The organism is Thermoanaerobacter uzonensis DSM 18761, from assembly GCF_900129115.1.
In the GTDB taxonomy this organism is placed as follows: domain Bacteria; phylum Bacillota; class Thermoanaerobacteria; order Thermoanaerobacterales; family Thermoanaerobacteraceae; genus Thermoanaerobacter; species Thermoanaerobacter uzonensis.
The window spans coordinates 206,343-223,427 of record NZ_FQUR01000007.1 but is presented as its reverse complement, the minus strand read 5'-3'; the positions used below and the strand labels follow the sequence as shown (position 1 = coordinate 223,427).

Here is a 17,085-nt window from a genome sequence, read left to right as displayed (position 1 = left end):
TTTAATATTTTTCTATGTCTACATGCAAAACATTCTCAATTTTCTCGCCTAATAGCATTTCTGCCGTTTTGATAAAATTATCTTTATCTCCACTTACAAAAAATTTTGTCTTGCCAATAATTTGAGGATTAAATAAATCTTTCTTTAATAAATAATCTTTCACATCATAAGCTAGTTTAATTGCAGGGTCTACTATTTTTACATTTTCTCCCATTATTTTTTCTATAACTTCTACCATTAAAGGATAATGGGTACAACCTAAAACAAGAGTATCTATCTCTTTTTCTTTCAATTCTTTTAAACACTTGCTAGCAGTTTCATAGGCTATTGGCGAATTGTATAGCCCTTTTTCAATAAGTGGGACAAACTCAGGACATGCCTTTTGGTAAACTTCAATATTTTTATCAATAATTTTTATATTTTTTTCATAGCTTTTGCTTTCAACAGTTCTTGTAGTTGCAATAACACCTATTTTTTTGTTTATAGTATACAGGACAGCGCTCTCTGCCCCTGCTTTTAAAACATCAAAAAGAACCATATCATATTCGCTTTTATCTATAACTGCACAAGTAGTATTACAAGCTATTACTACAGCTTTTACTTTTTGCTCTCTCATAAAATTTAAAATCTGTTTTGCAAATTTTTTTATCTCTTCTTCACTTCTATCGCCATAGGGAACTCTTTTTGTATCACCAAAGTAAATATAGTTTTCCCCTGGTAAAGCCTCAACAAGTCTTTTTAGTACTGTAAGTCCTCCTACTCCAGAGTCAAAAATACCTATTGGTCTTGAGTCCATTTCATCACACCCTAATAAAAATTTAAGCCAATTAATTATTCACACCATGGTAATTATTATATCATAATTTATTTATTAGGTTGTAAGATGTATAAAGAAGCTTTTGAACTGACATCTACCATTTTTACTTCTTTAAAGTTTTCTTTTAGTTCTTTTTTAACTTCTTTTACAAAATTAAAATAATCTCCACCTTCCAACCATTCCACAAATGAAGTAAAAAAGTCTCTGTTCTGATTGTAGTCATGAAGAATTACATAATGCTTTGCGACCCTTGACATCTCTTTATATAATATTTCCCGCTCCTTCTTTTTAATACCATGAGCCACATAAGAAGCTGTAACCACATCAAAAAAATTATCTTCGAAAGGAAACCCTTCACCTGGATTTATCTTATATGCCTTAATATCCGTGTTTTTCAACCTTTTCATCGCTTGTGCTAACATACCTGCAGAAACTTCCACCCCAGAAACCTCAAAGCCAGCCTCTCTTAATACATAACACAATGCACCTGTACCACACCCTACATCTAAAAATTTTATATGATTTCCTAAATCAATATGCTCTTTTAAAATAACTAATACTTTTTTATAGTATTCCACCTGAGAATTAAAAAACCATCCATAAATTGGAGATATAATATCAAAAAGTTTTACATGGTCTTTGGGCATAATTTCTCCCCCATTTTTAAAAAATCAAGGCATATGTTAGTAGATATTATACCATAACTTTAAACTGATTAAAAACGCCAGGTTTACACCTGGCTTACCAAAGCAATATCTTTTCTATAGTACATCCCTTCAAAGCTTATTTTTTCAATTTCTCTATAAACTTTTTCTCTCGCTTCTTCATATGAATCCCCTATTGAGGTAACAGCAAGCACTCTTCCACCTGACGTGGTAATTTTACCATCTTTTAATGCCGTCCCTGCATGATATACAAATGCTTCTTTTACTTTTTCTAACCCTGTTATCTCAAAACCAGTCTGATATTCCCCTGGGTAACCGTTTGATACCGCAACAGCACATACAGCCTTTTTGTCCTCCCATTCAAGTTGTATTTTATCAAGTTTTCCTTCTATGGTAGCTTCCATTATATCAATAAGGTCTGTTTTTAAAAGGGGCAGTACAACTTGTGTTTCAGGGTCTCCAAATCTTGCATTAAATTCTAAAACCTTAGGTCCCTCGTTTGTAAGCATTAAACCTGCGTATAACACTCCTTTATATACAATACCTTCTTTTTGAAGTGCCTTTACCATTGGTTTTAAAACACTTTCCATTACTTCTTTTAAAGTTTCTTCCTCAAGATAAGGATTTGGTGCAATGCTTCCCATACCTCCAGTGTTAGGACCTTTGTCTCCTTCATAGACCTTTTTGTAATCCATAGCAGAAACCATAGGTAAAATATTTTCTCCATCTGTAAATGCGAATACTGACGCTTCTTTTCCAAAAAGCATCTCTTCTATTATTACGATATCTCCTGATGTACCAAAAATCCTTTTTTTCATCATTAAATCAAGAGCTTCTTTTGCCTCTATAAAATCTTTTACAATAAGCACTCCTTTACCCTGCGCCAGTCCATCTGCTTTCATCACAACAGGATACCATGTCTCTTTTAAAAACTTCAAAGCCTCCTGATATTTGTCAAAGGCTTTAAACCTTCCAGTAGGAATATTGTATTTAGAAAGAAGCTGTTTAGTAAAATATTTGCTTCCCTCAACAGCTGCAGCACTTTTATTAGGCCCAAAGATTCTAAGCCCTGCTTTCTCAAATTCATCTACAATACCTTGTACTAATGGCATCTCTGGTCCTACAACTGTTAAATCAATGTAATTTTTTATGGCAAATTCTTTAAGCTTTTCAATATCTCCAACTTTTATGTCAACACATTCTGCTAAAAGACCTATGCCAGCATTTCCGGGAGCACAGTAGATTTTATCCACTTTAGAACTTTGTGAAAGTTTGTGAACAATTGCATGTTCTCTTCCTCCTCCCCCTATGACTAAAACCTTCATACAAATTCCTCCTCAATGCTTAAAGTGCCTTATGCCAGTGAATATCATTGATATACCGCCCTTGTCTGCAGCTTCAATTGATAAAGCATCGTTTTGTGAGCCGCCTGGTTGGATTATGGCAGTTATACCAGCCTTTGAAGCTACCTCCACAACATCTGAAAATGGGAAAAAGGCATCTGATGCAAGGACACTTCCCTTTGCTTTTTCGCCTGCTTGTTTGATTGCTTGTTCTGTCGGCCATATCCTGTTGACTTGTCCCACGCCAATACCTACTGTAGCTCTATCTTTTGCTAAAACAATCGCATTGGATTTTACGTGCTTTACTACCTTCCAGGCAAACCTTAAATCTTCTATCTCTTTTTGAGTAGGTGCTTTTTTAGTAACTACTTTCAAATTATTTTCATCTAAATCTATTTCATCTTTTTCTTGTACTAAAAGTCCGCCTTCTACTTTCTTTAAATCATATTCTTTTTCATATCCTTCTTTTAACCTCAATATCCTTAAGTTTTTCTTTTTCTTTAAAATCTCTAAGGCCTCTTCTTCAAAGTCTGGAGCAATTACTATTTCTAAGAATATTTTTATAAGTTCTTCAGCTGTTTTAACATCTACAGTTCTATTTAATGCTACAATTCCCCCAAAAATAGAAACAGGGTCACTCTCATAAGCTTTTAAGTAAGCATTGTATATATTATCTGCAATAGCTACTCCACAAGGATTTGTGTGCTTTACGGCAACTGCTGCAGGTTCTTTAAACTCTCTTAAAAGTTCTATTGCGGCATTTGCATCGTTTATATTGTTAAAAGAGAGCTCTTTACCGTGCAACTGCTCACATTCTGCAATTCCATGGGCTTTTATAGGATTTTTGTAAAAAGCTGCTTTTTGATGAGGATTTTCACCATATCTCATGTCTTGAGCTTTTTCATAGGCAAAGGCCACAACTTCGGGAAACTCTATGTTATTTTTTTGTATCAAATAGTTGTATATCAAAGAATCGTAAAGGGCTGTATGTCCAAAAGCTTTTGCTGCCAGATAAAATCTCGTCTCTTCTTTTGTATTGCCATATTGTTTTATTTCTTCAATGACTATATCATAATCCTTTGGATCTACAAGAATAGTCACATATTTGTAGTTTTTAGCTGCAGCCCTTATCATTGAAGGACCGCCAATGTCTATATTTTCTATCGCTTCTTCTAAAGTCACATTTTCTTTGAGGATTGTCTCTTTAAAGGGATATAAATTTATGACAACTATATCTATTGGTTCAATGCCATGTTCTTTTAAAGCTTTAATGTGCTCTTCATTGTCTCTTATTGCAAGAAGCCCTCCATGAATTTTAGGGTGAAGCGTCTTTACTCTCCCGTCCATAATTTCAGGGAAACCTGTTATGTCTGACACTTTTATTACATTTACTCCATTTTCTTTAAGAAGATTATAAGTCCCACCTGTCGATATCACTTCATATCCTAATTCATTTAGCTTCTTAGCAAATTCAACTATGCCTTCCTTTTTTGAAACACTTATTAACGCTTTTTTGGCCATAAAATTGCCTCCTTTTTACAGTTTTGTAATCCCTTTTAAAACTTTAATATCTTCACTTTTCTACCTTCGACTTTTAACTTTCCTTCTGTAAAAAGCTTAACTGCATAAGGTAAAACTTTGTGTTCTACTTCCAGCACTTTTTTAGCAATGGCCTCTGGCGTATCCTCTTCATCAATTTTCACAACTTCTTGAAGAATAATAGGTCCTGTATCAGCACCACTGTCTACAAAGTGAACAGTACAGCCGGTGTATTTTACTCCGTATTCATAAACCGCCTGATGTACCTTCATTCCATAAAATCCTTTGCCACAAAAAGCAGGAATAAGAGAGGGATGTATATTTATTATCTTGTTTTCAAATGTTTCTACAATTTCTTCACTGAGAATTGTCAAAAAACCTGCAAGAATTATTCCATCAGGATTCAATTTTTCAAGAAGTTTTAATAACTCTCTTTGAAAATTTTCTTTCAATTCTTTTTTGGGAAGGCAGTAAGTAGCAATTCCGTGTTTTTTTGCCCTTTCAAGAGCATAAGCTCCTTTTTTGTCGCTAATGACGGCAACTATCCTGGCATTTATATATCCTTCTTCAATGGCATCAATTATTGACTGCAAATCAGTCCCATTACCTGATGCCATCACCACAAGGTTCATAAAATTACACCGCCTTCTTTTTCTACTATCTCCCCTATTACATAAGCTTTTTCACCCATGCCACTTAATTTTTCTAAAGCCTTATCTACATCAGATGGATCTACTATAACTACAATGCCAATCCCCATATTAAAAGTGCGATACATTTCTCTTTCTTCAATATCTCCCAATCTTTGAATCAAGTTAAAAAATGATTGGAATTTCCCAACTTCCTTTATTTATTTTTGCAGCTATACTTTTTCTTAGTATTCTTGGAATATTGTCAATAAAACCTCCTCCGGTAATATGCGCCATCCCTTTAATTTTTAACCCTTTTAAAGCCTCTATTGACTTGACATATATTTTTGTAGGGGTAAGGAGTGCATCCCCTAAATTCGTCCCAAGTTCTGGTATAAAGTCTTTTACTGAAAAATTGTTTTTCTCAAAAAACACTTTCCTCACTAAAGAATAGCCATTGCTGTGAATTCCAGAAGAGGCAAGCCCAATTATGGCATCTCCTTCTTTTATTGATTTTATATCAATCAGCTTTTCTTTTTCTGCAATTCCTACGCAAAAACCTGCTAAATCGTACTCTCCTTCTTTATAAAAACCTGGAAGTTCTGCTGTTTCTCCTCCTATCAAAGCACAACCGGCTATTTTACAACCCTCTGCTATTCCTTTGATTACCTCTGCTGCAGTCTCACTTTTCAACTTTCCAGTAGCAAAATAGTCAAGAAAAAACAAAGGCTTAGCACCAGTTACAATAATGTCATTTACACACATAGCTACAAGGTCTATTCCTACAGTATCGTGTTTGTCCATCATAAAAGCTATTTTAAGTTTTGTCCCAACTCCATCAGTGCTTGACACAAGCACAGGATTTTTATAATTTTTTATCTCAACAAGACCAGCAAAACCTCCTATCCCTTCTAAAACATATTCATTTAAGGTTTGCTTAGCTATTGGCTTTATCATTTCCACCAGTTTATTGCCTTCATCTATATTTACCCCAGCATCCTTATAATTCATAATCATACACCTACTCTTTATTTTTTCTCAAAAAGATACTTGCTTCCTTCTTTTGGAACATACATAGGATAATTGCCATCAAAGCAACCTGTGCAAATAGATTTAAGTCCTACACTTTTTATAAGCCCTTCAATACTTAAAAACTGTAGACTGTCAGCTCCTATTAATTTGCACATCTCTTCAACTGACATCCTTGCTCCTATCAATTCTTTTTTTGTCGGAGTATCAATTCCAAAGTAGCAGGAATATTTAACAGGAGGTGAACTTATCCTCACATGAACCTTTTTTGCTCCGCCATTTTTTAGCAGACTCACTAATCTTTTCATAGTTGTGCCTCTAACAATTGAATCATCTATTAAAACTATCCTTTTGCCTTGAACCAATTCTTTTAAGACATTTAGCTTTATCCTCACACCTGTCTCTCTATCCCTTTGGTCGGGAGCAATAAAAGTCCTTCCAATGTATTTATTTTTTATAAGTCCTTCCCCCATTGGTATTCCTGTTTTGAGAGAATAGCCTCTTGCAGCAGCAATACCTGAATCTGGAACTGGTACTACCAAGTCTGCATCTACAGGTGCTTCTTCAGCTAATCTTTTCCCCATCTCCAATCGTGTAAAATAAACACTTTTTCCATCGATGACGCTGTCAGGTCTAGCAAAATAGATGTATTCAAAAACACAAGGCTTCTTTTTTTCTTCTACTTCTAACTTAACAGAATCTATACCTTTTTCATCAATTATAACTATTTCACCTGCTTCTACATCTCGTATTAACTCTGCTCCTATTACGTCAAAGGCGCAAGATTCAGAAGACAAGAAATAAGTATCATCTTTTTTACCTATGCAAAGAGGCCTTATACTGTTTACATCTCTTATACCTATTAATTTATTGTCTATTAATATCACCAAAGCGTATGAACCTTTTATTTGCTTTATTGTTTCCTTGAGGGCTTCTACTAAGCCATTTTGGAAATTCTTTGCAATTAAATGAAGGATTATTTCGCTATCAGTTGTAGTTTGAAATATTCTACCGTCCTCCTCCAATAGGCATCTTAACTCTTCGGCGTTTATCAAATTGCCATTATGGGCAAGAGCCATATATTTGTTTTTAAAATTAGCAACGAGGGGTTGAGCATTTATAACGCTATTGCTGCCTGTAGTAGAATACCTTACATGACCTATCCCCATTTTCCCCTCTAATGTCTTTAAATTCTCCTTATTAAAGACCTCGCTGACAAGTCCCAACCCCTTAATACAATTTATTTTTTCGCCATCATAAATAGCTATACCTGAACTTTCCTGCCCTCTGTGCTGCAAGGCTTGTAAGCCATAATAGATATAAGAAGTAACTGAAGTGGACAAACTAAAGGCACCAAAGACACCACATTCCTCTTTTAATTTCTCTCCATTTCCCATTTTATTCTCCCTCTCCAGCTTTCCTCCAAGACTTCTAAAGGAAGGTCTATTATTCTTTTACCATTTACATCAACTACAATATCTTTACCCTCTACAACTCCTACTTTTTGCGCTGGAACTTGGTATTCATAAGCTATTTTTAACACTTCATCTACTTTTTCAGGACTTACAGTAATTAATGCTCTCGATTGAGATTCAGAAAACAATTCTGTATCCTCGCTGAGAGAAGTTTGTAGCGAAATTTTTGCACCTTTTTTGCCTGCAATTGCACTTTCAACCAAGGCAGCTGCAAAACCGCCCTCTGATATGTCATGAGACGACTTAATTAAGCCTTCATCAATAAGTTTTAGCACCAATTCTTGCAATCTTTTTTCTTCTTCCAAGTCTATTTGAGGTGGTTCCCCTTTTACTATTCCAAAGCAAACTTTTAGATACTCGCTTCCTCCAATCTCTCCTTTATTCTCACCTAAAATTATAATTACATCTCTTTCTTTTTTAAAGTCCATTGTACAAATTTTTGATACATCCTCTATAAGGCCTGCCATTCCTATCACAGGAGTAGGATAAATGGCCTCTCCCTCATTTTCATTGTAAAGACTGACATTTCCGCTTACCACAGGTATTTGAAAAGTTTTGCAGGCTTTAGCTATTCCAAATATAGAATTTTTTAACTGCCAATATATTTCTTTCTTTTCTGGATTGCCAAAATTCAAACAATCCGTAACCCCTATAGGCTTAGCACCAACCATACAAAGATTTCGAGCTGCCTCCGCTACAGCAATTTGAGAACCTATATAGGGATCTAAATAACAATACCTACCATTGCAATCCGTTGTCAATGCAACAGCTTTTCTTGTACCTTTTATCCTCACAACAGCCGCATCCATTCCCGGAGTTATTACTGTGTCTGTCCTCACCATGTAATCATATTGACTGTATATCCATTCTTTATTTGCAATATTTAAAGAAGAAATTACATCTTTTAGAGCTTTATTCATATCCTCTGGAGGTTTTATTTCATTTATATCCAATTTCTTGGCCTCTTCTTGCCATTTAGGCACTTCTTCTTCTCTAATATATTGTGGGGCATCTTCTGTCAAAGACTTGGCTGGAACTTCTGCAACTATTTTTCCATCTTTAATCACTCTTATCATTCCATCATCAGTGATTTTTCCTATTGTGGCAGCATTCAGCCCCCATTTTTTAAACACCTTTTGTACCTCTTCTTCTTTGCCTTTCTCTACTACAACCAACATCCTCTCCTGAGATTCAGAAAGCATTATTTCATAAGGTGTCATTCCCTCTTCTCTCAAAGGCACTTTATCAAGGTCAATCTCCATTCCAACTCCACCGCGGGAAGCCATCTCGCAAGAAGAAGAGGTAAGACCTGCCGCTCCCATATCCTGTATAGCAACTACGGCATCTGTTTCAAAAAGTTCTAAACAAGCCTCTAAAAGCAGTTTTTCCATAAATGGGTCACCAACTTGAACAGAAGGCCTTTTTTCTTCTGATTCCTCGCTTAACTCCTGAGAAGCAAAGCTTGCACCTCCGATACCGTCTCTCCCCGTGGTAGCACCTACTACCATAACAGGATTACCTATACCTTTTGCTATCCCTTTTTTTATTTTGTCTTTTTCCACTATTCCTACGCACATCGCATTTACTAAAGGATTCCCTTTGTAACTTTCTTCAAAATAGGTATCACCACCCACCGTAGGAATTCCTATGCAATTTCCATAATCCCCTATACCGGCTACCACGTTTTCGATGAGATATTTAGTCCTTTTATCCTCAGGAATTCCAAATCTCAAAGAATCCAAAAGAGCAATTGGCCTTGCCCCCATTGTAAATATATCTCTTATTATTCCCCCAACACCTGTGGCTGCTCCTTGATAGGGTTCAATCGCAGAAGGATGATTATGACTTTCTATCTTCATCACAACTGCCAAATTATCCCCAATATCCAATACTCCTGCATTTTCTCCTGGCCCTTGGATTACTCTTTCGCCTTTTGTAGGTAGATATTTTAAAAGAGGTTTAGAGTTTTTATAGGCACAATGTTCAGACCACATAACACTATACATACCTAATTCAGTTATATTAGGCTCTCTTCCTAATATCGTAATAATCTTCTCATACTCCTCATCAGTAAGTCCTAATTCTCTCCATATTTTATCCATCATTAAACCCCGCCTTTTACAAAATTATCCACTATTGACCCTAAGATATAAAGCCCATCAGTATTACCCAGCAAGGGGGTATAAGCTCTCTCTGGATGGGGCATCATTCCTAAAACATTTCCCTTTTTATTTATAACTCCGGCTATTCTCTCAACAGAGCCGTTGATATTTTCTTTATACCTAAAAACAATTTGATTGTTTTCTTTTAGTTCTTTTAAAGTTTCGTCATCTACATAATAATTGCCTTCTCCATGAGCAACTGGAAGTAAAATCTCCTGCCCTTTTTTAAGCCTTGTAGTAAAAGGAGTTTTGTCATTTTCAACTATTATACTGACAGTCTTGCAGATAAATTTCAGCCCTTCATTTTTTCTCAAAACTCCCGGCAAAAGCCCTGCTTCTGTAAGTATCTGAAATCCGTTGCATATGCCTATAATAAGTTTTCCTTTTTCTGTTTCTTCCCTGACAGCCTCCATGACAGGCGAAAACCTAGCAATAGCTCCTGCCCTCAAATAATCACCATAAGAAAATCCTCCGGGCAACATTATGACATCGTACTTACTCAAATTTTTTTCTTGATGCCACACATATTCTACTTCTTCCCCAAGCCCATCTTTAACAGCATAATAGCAGTCCACATCGCAATTGGACCCTGGAAAAACTATAACAGCAAATTTCATCTTTATCCCTCCACAATTTCAAAGGTGTAATCTTCAATAATTGGATTTGTCAGTATCCTTTTGCACATCTCATCTACTTTGTCCTTTAGGAGGGATAAATCGCCATCCTCAAAAGTTAATTCTATATATTTCCCAACCCGCACCTCTTTTACTTCTTCGTATCCTAATGAATGCAAAGCTCCCTTTACTGCTTTTCCTTGAGGGTCAAGTATTCCTTTTTTTAAAGTTATATAGATTTTTGCAATTAGCACTTTACATACCTCCAAGTCTTTTTAAAATTTCTAAATATGCTTCTTCTACTTTGCCCAAATCCTTTCTAAATCTATCTTTATCAAGTTTTTCCATAGTGTTTTTGTCCCAAAATCTGCAAGTATCTGGTGAGATTTCATCTGCTAATAATATTCCTTCACTGCTTTTCCCAAATTCTAATTTAAAATCCACTAAGATAATGTCTTTAGATAAAAAATATTCTGACAAAATTTTGTTTACTTTAAACGTCATTTCTGTCATAATTTCAATCTCTTCTTTGGTGGCTAATTCGAGAGCTTGTATGTGATATTCGTTAATCATTGGGTCTTTCAATTCGTCATTTTTATATGAGAATTCTAATACAGGCGTTTTAAACTTTAGTCCTTCTTCAAGACCCAGTCTTTTGCAAATACTTCCTGCTGCGTAATTTCTCACGATAACTTCTAAAGGGAAAATCTCAACCTTTTTAACTAACATTTCCCTGTCACTAAGTTTTTTCACATAATGGGTGGGTACATTATTTTTTTCTAATAATGCAAATAAAATTGCAGAAACTTTGTTATTTACTATACCTTTTTCGGCAATTGTTCCTTTCTTTAAACCATTAAAAGCAGTTGCATCATCTTTGTATTCGATGATATAAAAATTCTCTTCATCTGTCTTATAAACTTTTTTAGCTTTTCCTTCATAAAGCAATTCTCTTTTTTCCATATTTATCTCCTCCAATCTCTTAATTGTTTAACACTTCTTCAGCCATTTTTTCTCTATAATCAGCCAAGGCTTCCTTTAAATAAGTATATTTCAAAGAGAGGATATGGCATGCTAAAAGAGCTGCATTCTCTGCTCCATCTATAGCCACTGTTGCAACAGGAATACCTTTAGGCATTTGGACAATTGATAAAAGAGAGTCAAGACCGTCTAAAGTAGAAGACTTTATGGGAAGACCAATAACAGGCAAGAGTGTATAAGAAGCAATAACACCAGGCAGATGAGCAGCTTTTCCTGCACCTGCGATGATTATATCATAATAGTTATCTGCATTTACAGCAAATTCTTGTGTCTCAAAGGGAGTTCTATGGGCAGACAACACTTTAACATCATAGGAAATTCCAAATTCTTCAAGAATTTTTGTGCATCTTTCAACCACAGGCAAATCAGATTTACTTCCAACTACTATTGCAACTTTAGGCATTTTCATAAAAACCTCCCATCTGTTTTAAATTTTTATAAATAAGAGGGGAAAACCCCTCTTATCTCAAAACAAAATTTATTGTAAAAGCAATAGCAATTACATACATCATCCAATGTATCTCTTTAGCTCGGCCCGATAATAATTTAACCAATGTATAAGAAATAAATCCCAGACCCAATCCTGTGGCAATACTGTAAGTCAAAGGCATTCCTATTATAGTAATAAAAGCAGGAAAAACTTCTGTAAAATCTTCAAAGTTTATGTGTACTATCTCAGTCATCATCAAAGCTCCAACTATTATTAAGGCTGGCGCTGTAGCAAATGCTGGGACTAGCCCTACCAAAGGAGCTATGAAAAGTGCCAACAAGAAAAACACTGCTACTGTAATGCCTGTCAATCCAGTTTTTCCTCCTTCTGCAATGCCCGCAGCACTTTCAATGTAAGAAGTCACAGTACATGTCCCTAAAACTGGCGAAATCATCGTCCCAACAGAGTCAGAAATAAAAGCCCTTCCTAAAGCTGGAGATTCACCTTTCTCTCCTATCAACCCTGCTTTCTTAAGAAGCCCCATCAAAGTTCCCATATTGTCAAAAAGTTCAACTATTGTGAAAGTAAAAATTATGTTTAAAAGTCCATAATGAAAAGCTCCTATAATATCAAGTTTACCAAATGTGGGAGCAAGACTCGGTATGTGAAAGCTTATCACATCGCTTATCCCTTTAGGAAGAGGTGAAACACCAAATATCATTGCTACCACAGTAGTAGCTAGAATTGATATTATGAGAGCTCCTCTGACTCCTCTAGATATCAGAACAGCTGCCAGTATAAGTCCAAAAATGGAAAGGAAAGTCTCGGGCTTTAAAATATGCCCAAAAGCTACCAAAGTAGCATCAGATTTCACAACTATCCCTGCATTTATAAGTCCTATAAATGCTATGAAAAGTCCTATTCCTACAGGAATAGCCGACCTTAGTGAAGGAGGAACAGCTTCTATTATCCAGCTTCTTATCTTAGTGACAGTAAGAACTAAAAAGACTACTCCTGAAAAAAACACGGCTCCTAGCGCTACAGTCCAATGCAGTCCAAACTGCTTAACTACTGTATAGGTAAAAAAAGCATTTAACCCCATCCCCGGCGCAACAGCAATAGGATAATTTGCTAGAAGAGCCATAAGAGTCGTAGCAATTGCCGAAGACCATATAGTAGCAGCAATTGCAGCCTCTTTTGGAATTCCGGCTTCGCTTAAAATCTGTGGGTTTACAAATATTATATAAGCTAAAGTGATAAATGTAGTAGTACCTGCCAAAACTTCTGTCTTAAAATCTGTGTTTCTCTCTCTTAATTTAAATAATCTTTCAATTAGTCCGTTTTTCATATTTGACTTGTTTTTCATTAATTCTCCTCCTTTTTCAATTTTACAATTTTAAGAAAAAAATATGCCCGGCAGGAATAGAGTGAAACCTATCCTCCCGGGCTTTTATCCCTTAGGTGTAGTATATGAAAACCCATATACCTGTACCGCTCGGTCCAAACACCTATAAACTAGGCTGGAACCCTAGGTACACTTTCACTCATAGTCGAACAATTTACGGTTGTTCGGTAGAAACTCCCGAGCCATATTCTCGGGATTATATGAGTGCTTTTTATTCAATTGTTACACTTATATCTTAACAACTTTTTTAATATTAGTCAACCTTGTTTACGAATTTTTTTATAAAAAGTCAAATTAATGTTCGGATTTTACTCCCACTCTATAGTAGCAGGCGGTTTAGAAGTAATGTCGTAAAGTACTCGATTTATTCCTGGAACTTCATTAGTAATACTAGTAGATATACTTTCTAAAATTTCATAAGGAAGCTTTGTCCAATCTGCTGTCATTCCGTCGTAGCTATCTACTACCCTCAAAATTATGGCATAGGCGTAAGTTCTCTCATCTCCCATAACTCCAACACTTTTTATACCAGGCAAAATTGCAAAAGATTGCCATACTTTATTGTACCAGCCAAACTTTTTCATTTCTCTTAAAACTATACTGTCAGCTTGTCTCAAAATTTCCAACTTCTCTTCTGTAACCTCACCAAGGATTCGAACTGCTAATCCTGGTCCAGGGAAAGGTTGTCTATACAATATTTCCTCGGGGATTCCCAATTCTTTTCCTACTTGCCTTACTTCATCTTTAAAAAGCATTTTCAAAGGTTCAATAAGTTCAAAACCTATATCTTCAGGCAAACCTCCCACATTGTGGTGGCTTTTAATAGTAGAAGATATACCATTTCCACTCTCTATTACATCAGGATACAAAGTACCTTGCACTAAAAACTTCACATCTCCTATTTTTAAGGCTTCTTCTTTAAAAACTTCTATAAAAACATTACCAATAATTTTTCTCTTTTCTTCTGGATCCGTAACTCCTTTAAGCCGTGACAAAAATCTATCCTTTGCATCTACCCGGATTATATTCATATCATAATTTTTTCTAAAAGTTTCAATAACTATATCTCCTTCGTTTTTCCTTAAAAGCCCTGTATCAACAAAAATGCACACCAATTGGTCGTGAATAGCTCTATCTACTAAAACAGCAGCCACTGAAGAATCTACACCACCAGACAGCGCACATACAGCTTTGTGTGTGCCTACTTTCGCTTTTATTTCCTTTACTGTCTGCTCAATTAAAGATTCCATTGTCCAATCTGCCGCGCAATCACATACTTCAAAAAGGAAATTTCTTATAATCTCTGTTCCTCTATGAGTATGTGAAACTTCAGGATGGAATTGAACTGCATACAATTTCTTTTCTACATTCGCAATTGCTGCGATAGGGCAGTTGTCAGTAGAAGCTACTACCTTAAAATCTGGAGGAGGAAGTTCTATGTGGTCAGTATGACTCATCCAAACAACAGTATCTCTTTCTATCCCTTTAAACAAAGGAATAGTATTATTTAAGACAATTTCTGTCTTGCCATATTCTTTCACAGGTGCTGGCACAACTTTCCCACCTAAAAGCTCTGTCATAAGTTGCGCACCATAACATATACCTAGCACAGGATAACCTAACTCAAAAATTTCCTTATCGCATTTAGGAGCATTTTTTGCATATACACTGGCAGGTCCTCCAGAAAGCACAATCCCTTTTGGCTCTTTTTTTCGTACCTCCTCTGGAGAAATATTGTAAGGAACAATCTCGCAAAAAACATTTGCTTCTCTTATTCTTCTCGCAATTAATTGTGTGTATTGGCCTCCAAAATCTAAAACTAACACTACTTCCCGTTTAATCCCCATTAAAATCCTCCTCTTATCTCAAATTATAATTAGGAGCTTCCTTTGTAATAATTATATCATGAGGATGACTTTCAGTTAATCCTGCCTGCGTTATTTTTATAAATTTTGTTTTTGCCCTAAGTTCTTCAATATTGCGAACACCACAATATCCCATTCCTGCTCTTAAACCACCAACTAATTGATACACCGTCTCTTTTAAAGGTCCTTTATAAGGTACTCTCCCTTCTACCCCTTCTGGTACAAACTTCGTGACATCTTCTTGGAAATACCTATCTGAGCTTCCTTCTTTCATTGCTCCCAAAGAACCCATGCCTCTATAGACCTTATAGCTTCTCCCTTGATATATCTCTATTTCTCCGGGACTTTCTTCTGTTCCTGCAAAAAGGCTTCCCAGCATAACTACAGAAGCTCCCGCCGCAATGGCTTTTACGATGTCCCCCGAATACTTAATCCCTCCATCTGCAATTATAGGTATTCCATACTTGTCCGCTTCTTGAGCACAATCGTAAATAGCAGTAATTTGAGGAACTCCTATTCCAGCGATCACTCTCGTAGTACAGATTGACCCTGGGCCAATACCAACTTTTACACAATCTGTCCCTCTCTCTATTAACTCTCTTGTGGCTTCAGCCGTAGCTACATTTCCTGCTATCAGCTGCAGGTCTGGATATTTTTCTTTTATCTTAGAGACGGCCTCCAAAACTCCTTTAGAATGACCGTGAGCTGTATCTATCACAATAGCGTCTACACCTGCTTCTACTAATGCTTTGACTCTATCCATCATGTCTTTTCCAACACCGACAGCAGCAGCCACTAAAAGTCTTCCTTTGCTATCTTTAGCCGCATTAGGAAACTCCACGGCTTTTTCTATATCTTTTATGGTTATGAGCCCTTTTAAAACGTTGTTTCCATCTACTAACGGCAATTTTTCTATTTTATGTTTTTTTAGTATCTGTCTTGCTTCCTCTAAAGTAGTTCCAGGAGGAGCAGTTACCAAATTGTCTTTTGTCATAACTTCTCTTATCGGTTTATCCAAATCATCTTCAAATCTTATATCGCGATTAGTAATTATTCCTACAAGTTTCGAATCAACAGTGATAGGTACTCCAGATATTTTATACCTTGCCATAAGTTCAGCTGCATCTTTAATAGTATGGTCAGGAGTAAGGAAGAAAGGATCCGTTATGACACCATGTTCTGACCTTTTGACTTTGTCAACTTCTAAAGCTTGTCTTTCAATAGACATGTTTTTGTGAATTACACCTATGCCGCCCTCTCTTGCTATAGCAATTGCAAGTTTGGATTCTGTAACAGTGTCCATTCCAGCGCTCATTAAAGGAATGTTTAAAGTAATTTTTTTAGTAAGTTTTGTCTTTAAATCTACATCCTTAGGAAGCACATCGGATTTAGCAGGAATTAAAAGAACATCATCAAAAGTTAAACCTTCTTTAACAAATTTTCCCTCCATAGTTACATCTCCCTTTTAGTTTTATTATAACATATTATTCGCAAAATTTTTTTGAACATCATACAATTTACACAATTAACTTGTGGGCCTTTATAAAATAAAAGCCCGAGGGTAGAATTTCCTCAGGCCAAAAAGGCAACACCAAATTCCACCCATAGTAAAGCAGTTTACGGCTGCTTTGTAGAAACTCCCGTGCCATATTCACGGGATTATATGAGTTCCTCTATTAAAACTATTAACTTGTTAAATGAATAATTTATTATTCAATATAACAAATTTACATGTCTATGTCAACAGTACAAAAAATACAATTCAACTTCTCAATTGTAATGAACTACAACGAGTTATCCTTTATCCCTCCAGCTAGTTTTGGGGTTGTCCCTGAACCATATAAAATATTCCAAAAGAAAATAATTGAATGACCTCCCAAAAGGGAGGTCAAATTTTTCATGTTATCATTTAATTTTCATTTTAGGAAGTTTTATCGTGAAAATGGTGCGCCCGAGAGGACTCGAACCTCCGGCACGCAGTTTAGGAAACTGCTGCTCTATCCTGCTGAGCTACGGGCGCTCAAAAACTTGCTACAAAAGTATTTTATCAGACAATTTCAAAGCTGTCAAG

The 17,085-nt window shown here is 35.8% G+C and carries 14 protein-coding genes, 1 tRNA gene, 1 pseudogene and 2 riboswitches; all 16 genes and pseudogenes read right to left on the bottom strand.

Annotated features, from left to right (window positions below):
- Nucleotide 1: 1 nt before the first annotated feature.
- On the bottom strand, nucleotides 2-796 hold the full coding sequence (gene murI / locus BUB32_RS02810; protein ID WP_072967283.1) for a glutamate racemase: 795 nt from the start codon (nucleotides 794-796) through the stop codon (nucleotides 2-4).
- A gap of 68 nt (nucleotides 797-864) precedes the next feature.
- Complete coding sequence (locus tag BUB32_RS02805) at nucleotides 865-1,464, bottom strand: class I SAM-dependent methyltransferase (protein WP_072967280.1); 600 nt, start codon at nucleotides 1,462-1,464, stop codon at nucleotides 865-867.
- An 83-nt stretch (nucleotides 1,465-1,547) separates the two neighbouring features.
- Nucleotides 1,548-2,807: a phosphoribosylamine--glycine ligase gene (gene purD, locus BUB32_RS02800; protein WP_072967277.1), complete on the bottom strand. Its 1,260-nt coding sequence runs from the start codon at nucleotides 2,805-2,807 to the stop codon at nucleotides 1,548-1,550.
- A 12-nt stretch (nucleotides 2,808-2,819) separates the two neighbouring features.
- Nucleotides 2,820-4,346 (bottom strand): bifunctional phosphoribosylaminoimidazolecarboxamide formyltransferase/IMP cyclohydrolase, encoded by a 1,527-nt coding sequence (gene purH, locus BUB32_RS02795; RefSeq protein WP_072967275.1) that lies wholly within the window; start codon nucleotides 4,344-4,346, stop codon nucleotides 2,820-2,822.
- A gap of 35 nt (nucleotides 4,347-4,381) precedes the next feature.
- On the bottom strand, nucleotides 4,382-4,996 hold the full coding sequence (purN, locus tag BUB32_RS02790; RefSeq protein ID WP_072967273.1) for a phosphoribosylglycinamide formyltransferase: 615 nt from the start codon (nucleotides 4,994-4,996) through the stop codon (nucleotides 4,382-4,384).
- Nucleotides 4,993-6,004 (bottom strand): annotated as a pseudogene (gene purM, locus BUB32_RS02785) (phosphoribosylformylglycinamidine cyclo-ligase). The gene purN and the pseudogene purM overlap by 4 nt, the downstream one beginning before the upstream one ends.
- A 17-nt stretch (nucleotides 6,005-6,021) precedes the next feature.
- The gene (gene purF / locus BUB32_RS02780; protein WP_072967271.1) at nucleotides 6,022-7,419 is read right to left on the bottom strand and encodes an amidophosphoribosyltransferase; all 1,398 of its coding nucleotides are present in this window, start codon (nucleotides 7,417-7,419) and stop codon (nucleotides 6,022-6,024) included.
- The gene (purL, locus tag BUB32_RS02775) at nucleotides 7,398-9,599 is read right to left on the bottom strand and encodes a phosphoribosylformylglycinamidine synthase subunit PurL (protein ID WP_072967430.1); all 2,202 of its coding nucleotides are present in this window, start codon (nucleotides 9,597-9,599) and stop codon (nucleotides 7,398-7,400) included. Before purL ends, purF begins: the two co-directional genes overlap by 22 nt.
- Before the next feature lie 2 nt (nucleotides 9,600-9,601).
- On the bottom strand, nucleotides 9,602-10,276 hold the full coding sequence (gene purQ, locus BUB32_RS02770; RefSeq protein WP_072967268.1) for a phosphoribosylformylglycinamidine synthase subunit PurQ: 675 nt from the start codon (nucleotides 10,274-10,276) through the stop codon (nucleotides 9,602-9,604).
- A gap of 2 nt (nucleotides 10,277-10,278) precedes the next feature.
- Nucleotides 10,279-10,527, bottom strand: coding sequence for a phosphoribosylformylglycinamidine synthase subunit PurS (gene purS / locus BUB32_RS02765; RefSeq protein WP_072967267.1), 249 nt, complete (start codon nucleotides 10,525-10,527; stop codon nucleotides 10,279-10,281).
- A 1-nt stretch (nucleotide 10,528) separates the two neighbouring features.
- Nucleotides 10,529-11,236: a phosphoribosylaminoimidazolesuccinocarboxamide synthase gene (purC, locus tag BUB32_RS02760; protein WP_072967265.1), complete on the bottom strand. Its 708-nt coding sequence runs from the start codon at nucleotides 11,234-11,236 to the stop codon at nucleotides 10,529-10,531.
- Between the two features lie 19 nt (nucleotides 11,237-11,255).
- Nucleotides 11,256-11,717: a 5-(carboxyamino)imidazole ribonucleotide mutase gene (gene purE / locus BUB32_RS02755; RefSeq protein ID WP_072967428.1), complete on the bottom strand. Its 462-nt coding sequence runs from the start codon at nucleotides 11,715-11,717 to the stop codon at nucleotides 11,256-11,258.
- A 58-nt stretch (nucleotides 11,718-11,775) separates the two neighbouring features.
- Nucleotides 11,776-13,110 (bottom strand): NCS2 family permease, encoded by a 1,335-nt coding sequence (locus tag BUB32_RS02750; protein WP_143152789.1) that lies wholly within the window; start codon nucleotides 13,108-13,110, stop codon nucleotides 11,776-11,778.
- 161 nt (nucleotides 13,111-13,271) lie between these two features.
- Nucleotides 13,272-13,373, bottom strand: a riboswitch (purine riboswitch).
- 84 nt (nucleotides 13,374-13,457) lie between these two features.
- Nucleotides 13,458-14,996 carry a glutamine-hydrolyzing GMP synthase gene (gene guaA, locus BUB32_RS02745; RefSeq protein WP_042835003.1) on the bottom strand — a complete coding sequence of 513 codons (1,539 nt, stop codon included), beginning with the start codon at nucleotides 14,994-14,996 and terminating at the stop codon, nucleotides 13,458-13,460.
- A 13-nt stretch (nucleotides 14,997-15,009) separates the two neighbouring features.
- Entirely contained in the window at nucleotides 15,010-16,464 is a 1,455-nt protein-coding gene (gene guaB / locus BUB32_RS02740; RefSeq protein ID WP_072967263.1) for an IMP dehydrogenase, read from the bottom strand.
- Between the two features lie 135 nt (nucleotides 16,465-16,599).
- A riboswitch (purine riboswitch) is annotated at nucleotides 16,600-16,701 on the bottom strand.
- Nucleotides 16,702-16,957: 256 nt separating this feature from the next.
- Nucleotides 16,958-17,034: transfer RNA gene (locus BUB32_RS02735), tRNA-Arg, on the bottom strand.
- Nucleotides 17,035-17,085 lie beyond the last annotated feature (51 nt).

What these genes read in the sequence shown, in the direction of transcription:
- guaB (WP_072967263.1), bottom strand. Translation starts at nt 16,464, where the DNA reads ATGGAGGGAAAATTTGTTAAAGAAGGTTTAACTTTTGATGATGTTCTT.
- guaA (WP_042835003.1), bottom strand. Translation starts at nt 14,996, where the DNA reads ATGGGGATTAAACGGGAAGTAGTGTTAGTTTTAGATTTTGGAGGCCAA.
- BUB32_RS02805 (WP_072967280.1), bottom strand. Translation starts at nt 1,464, where the DNA reads ATGCCCAAAGACCATGTAAAACTTTTTGATATTATATCTCCAATTTAT.
- purC (WP_072967265.1), bottom strand. Translation starts at nt 11,236, where the DNA reads ATGGAAAAAAGAGAATTGCTTTATGAAGGAAAAGCTAAAAAAGTTTAT.
- purH (WP_072967275.1), bottom strand. Translation starts at nt 4,346, where the DNA reads ATGGCCAAAAAAGCGTTAATAAGTGTTTCAAAAAAGGAAGGCATAGTT.
- murI (WP_072967283.1), bottom strand. Translation starts at nt 796, where the DNA reads ATGGACTCAAGACCAATAGGTATTTTTGACTCTGGAGTAGGAGGACTT.
- purQ (WP_072967268.1), bottom strand. Translation starts at nt 10,276, where the DNA reads ATGAAATTTGCTGTTATAGTTTTTCCAGGGTCCAATTGCGATGTGGAC.
- purD (WP_072967277.1), bottom strand. Translation starts at nt 2,807, where the DNA reads ATGAAGGTTTTAGTCATAGGGGGAGGAGGAAGAGAACATGCAATTGTT.
- purF (WP_072967271.1), bottom strand. Translation starts at nt 7,419, where the DNA reads ATGGGAAATGGAGAGAAATTAAAAGAGGAATGTGGTGTCTTTGGTGCC.
- BUB32_RS02750 (WP_143152789.1), bottom strand. Translation starts at nt 13,110, where the DNA reads ATGAAAAACAAGTCAAATATGAAAAACGGACTAATTGAAAGATTATTT.
- purL (WP_072967430.1), bottom strand. Translation starts at nt 9,599, where the DNA reads ATGGATAAAATATGGAGAGAATTAGGACTTACTGATGAGGAGTATGAG.
- purE (WP_072967428.1), bottom strand. Translation starts at nt 11,717, where the DNA reads ATGCCTAAAGTTGCAATAGTAGTTGGAAGTAAATCTGATTTGCCTGTG.
- purN (WP_072967273.1), bottom strand. Translation starts at nt 4,996, where the DNA reads ATGAACCTTGTGGTGATGGCATCAGGTAATGGGACTGATTTGCAGTCA.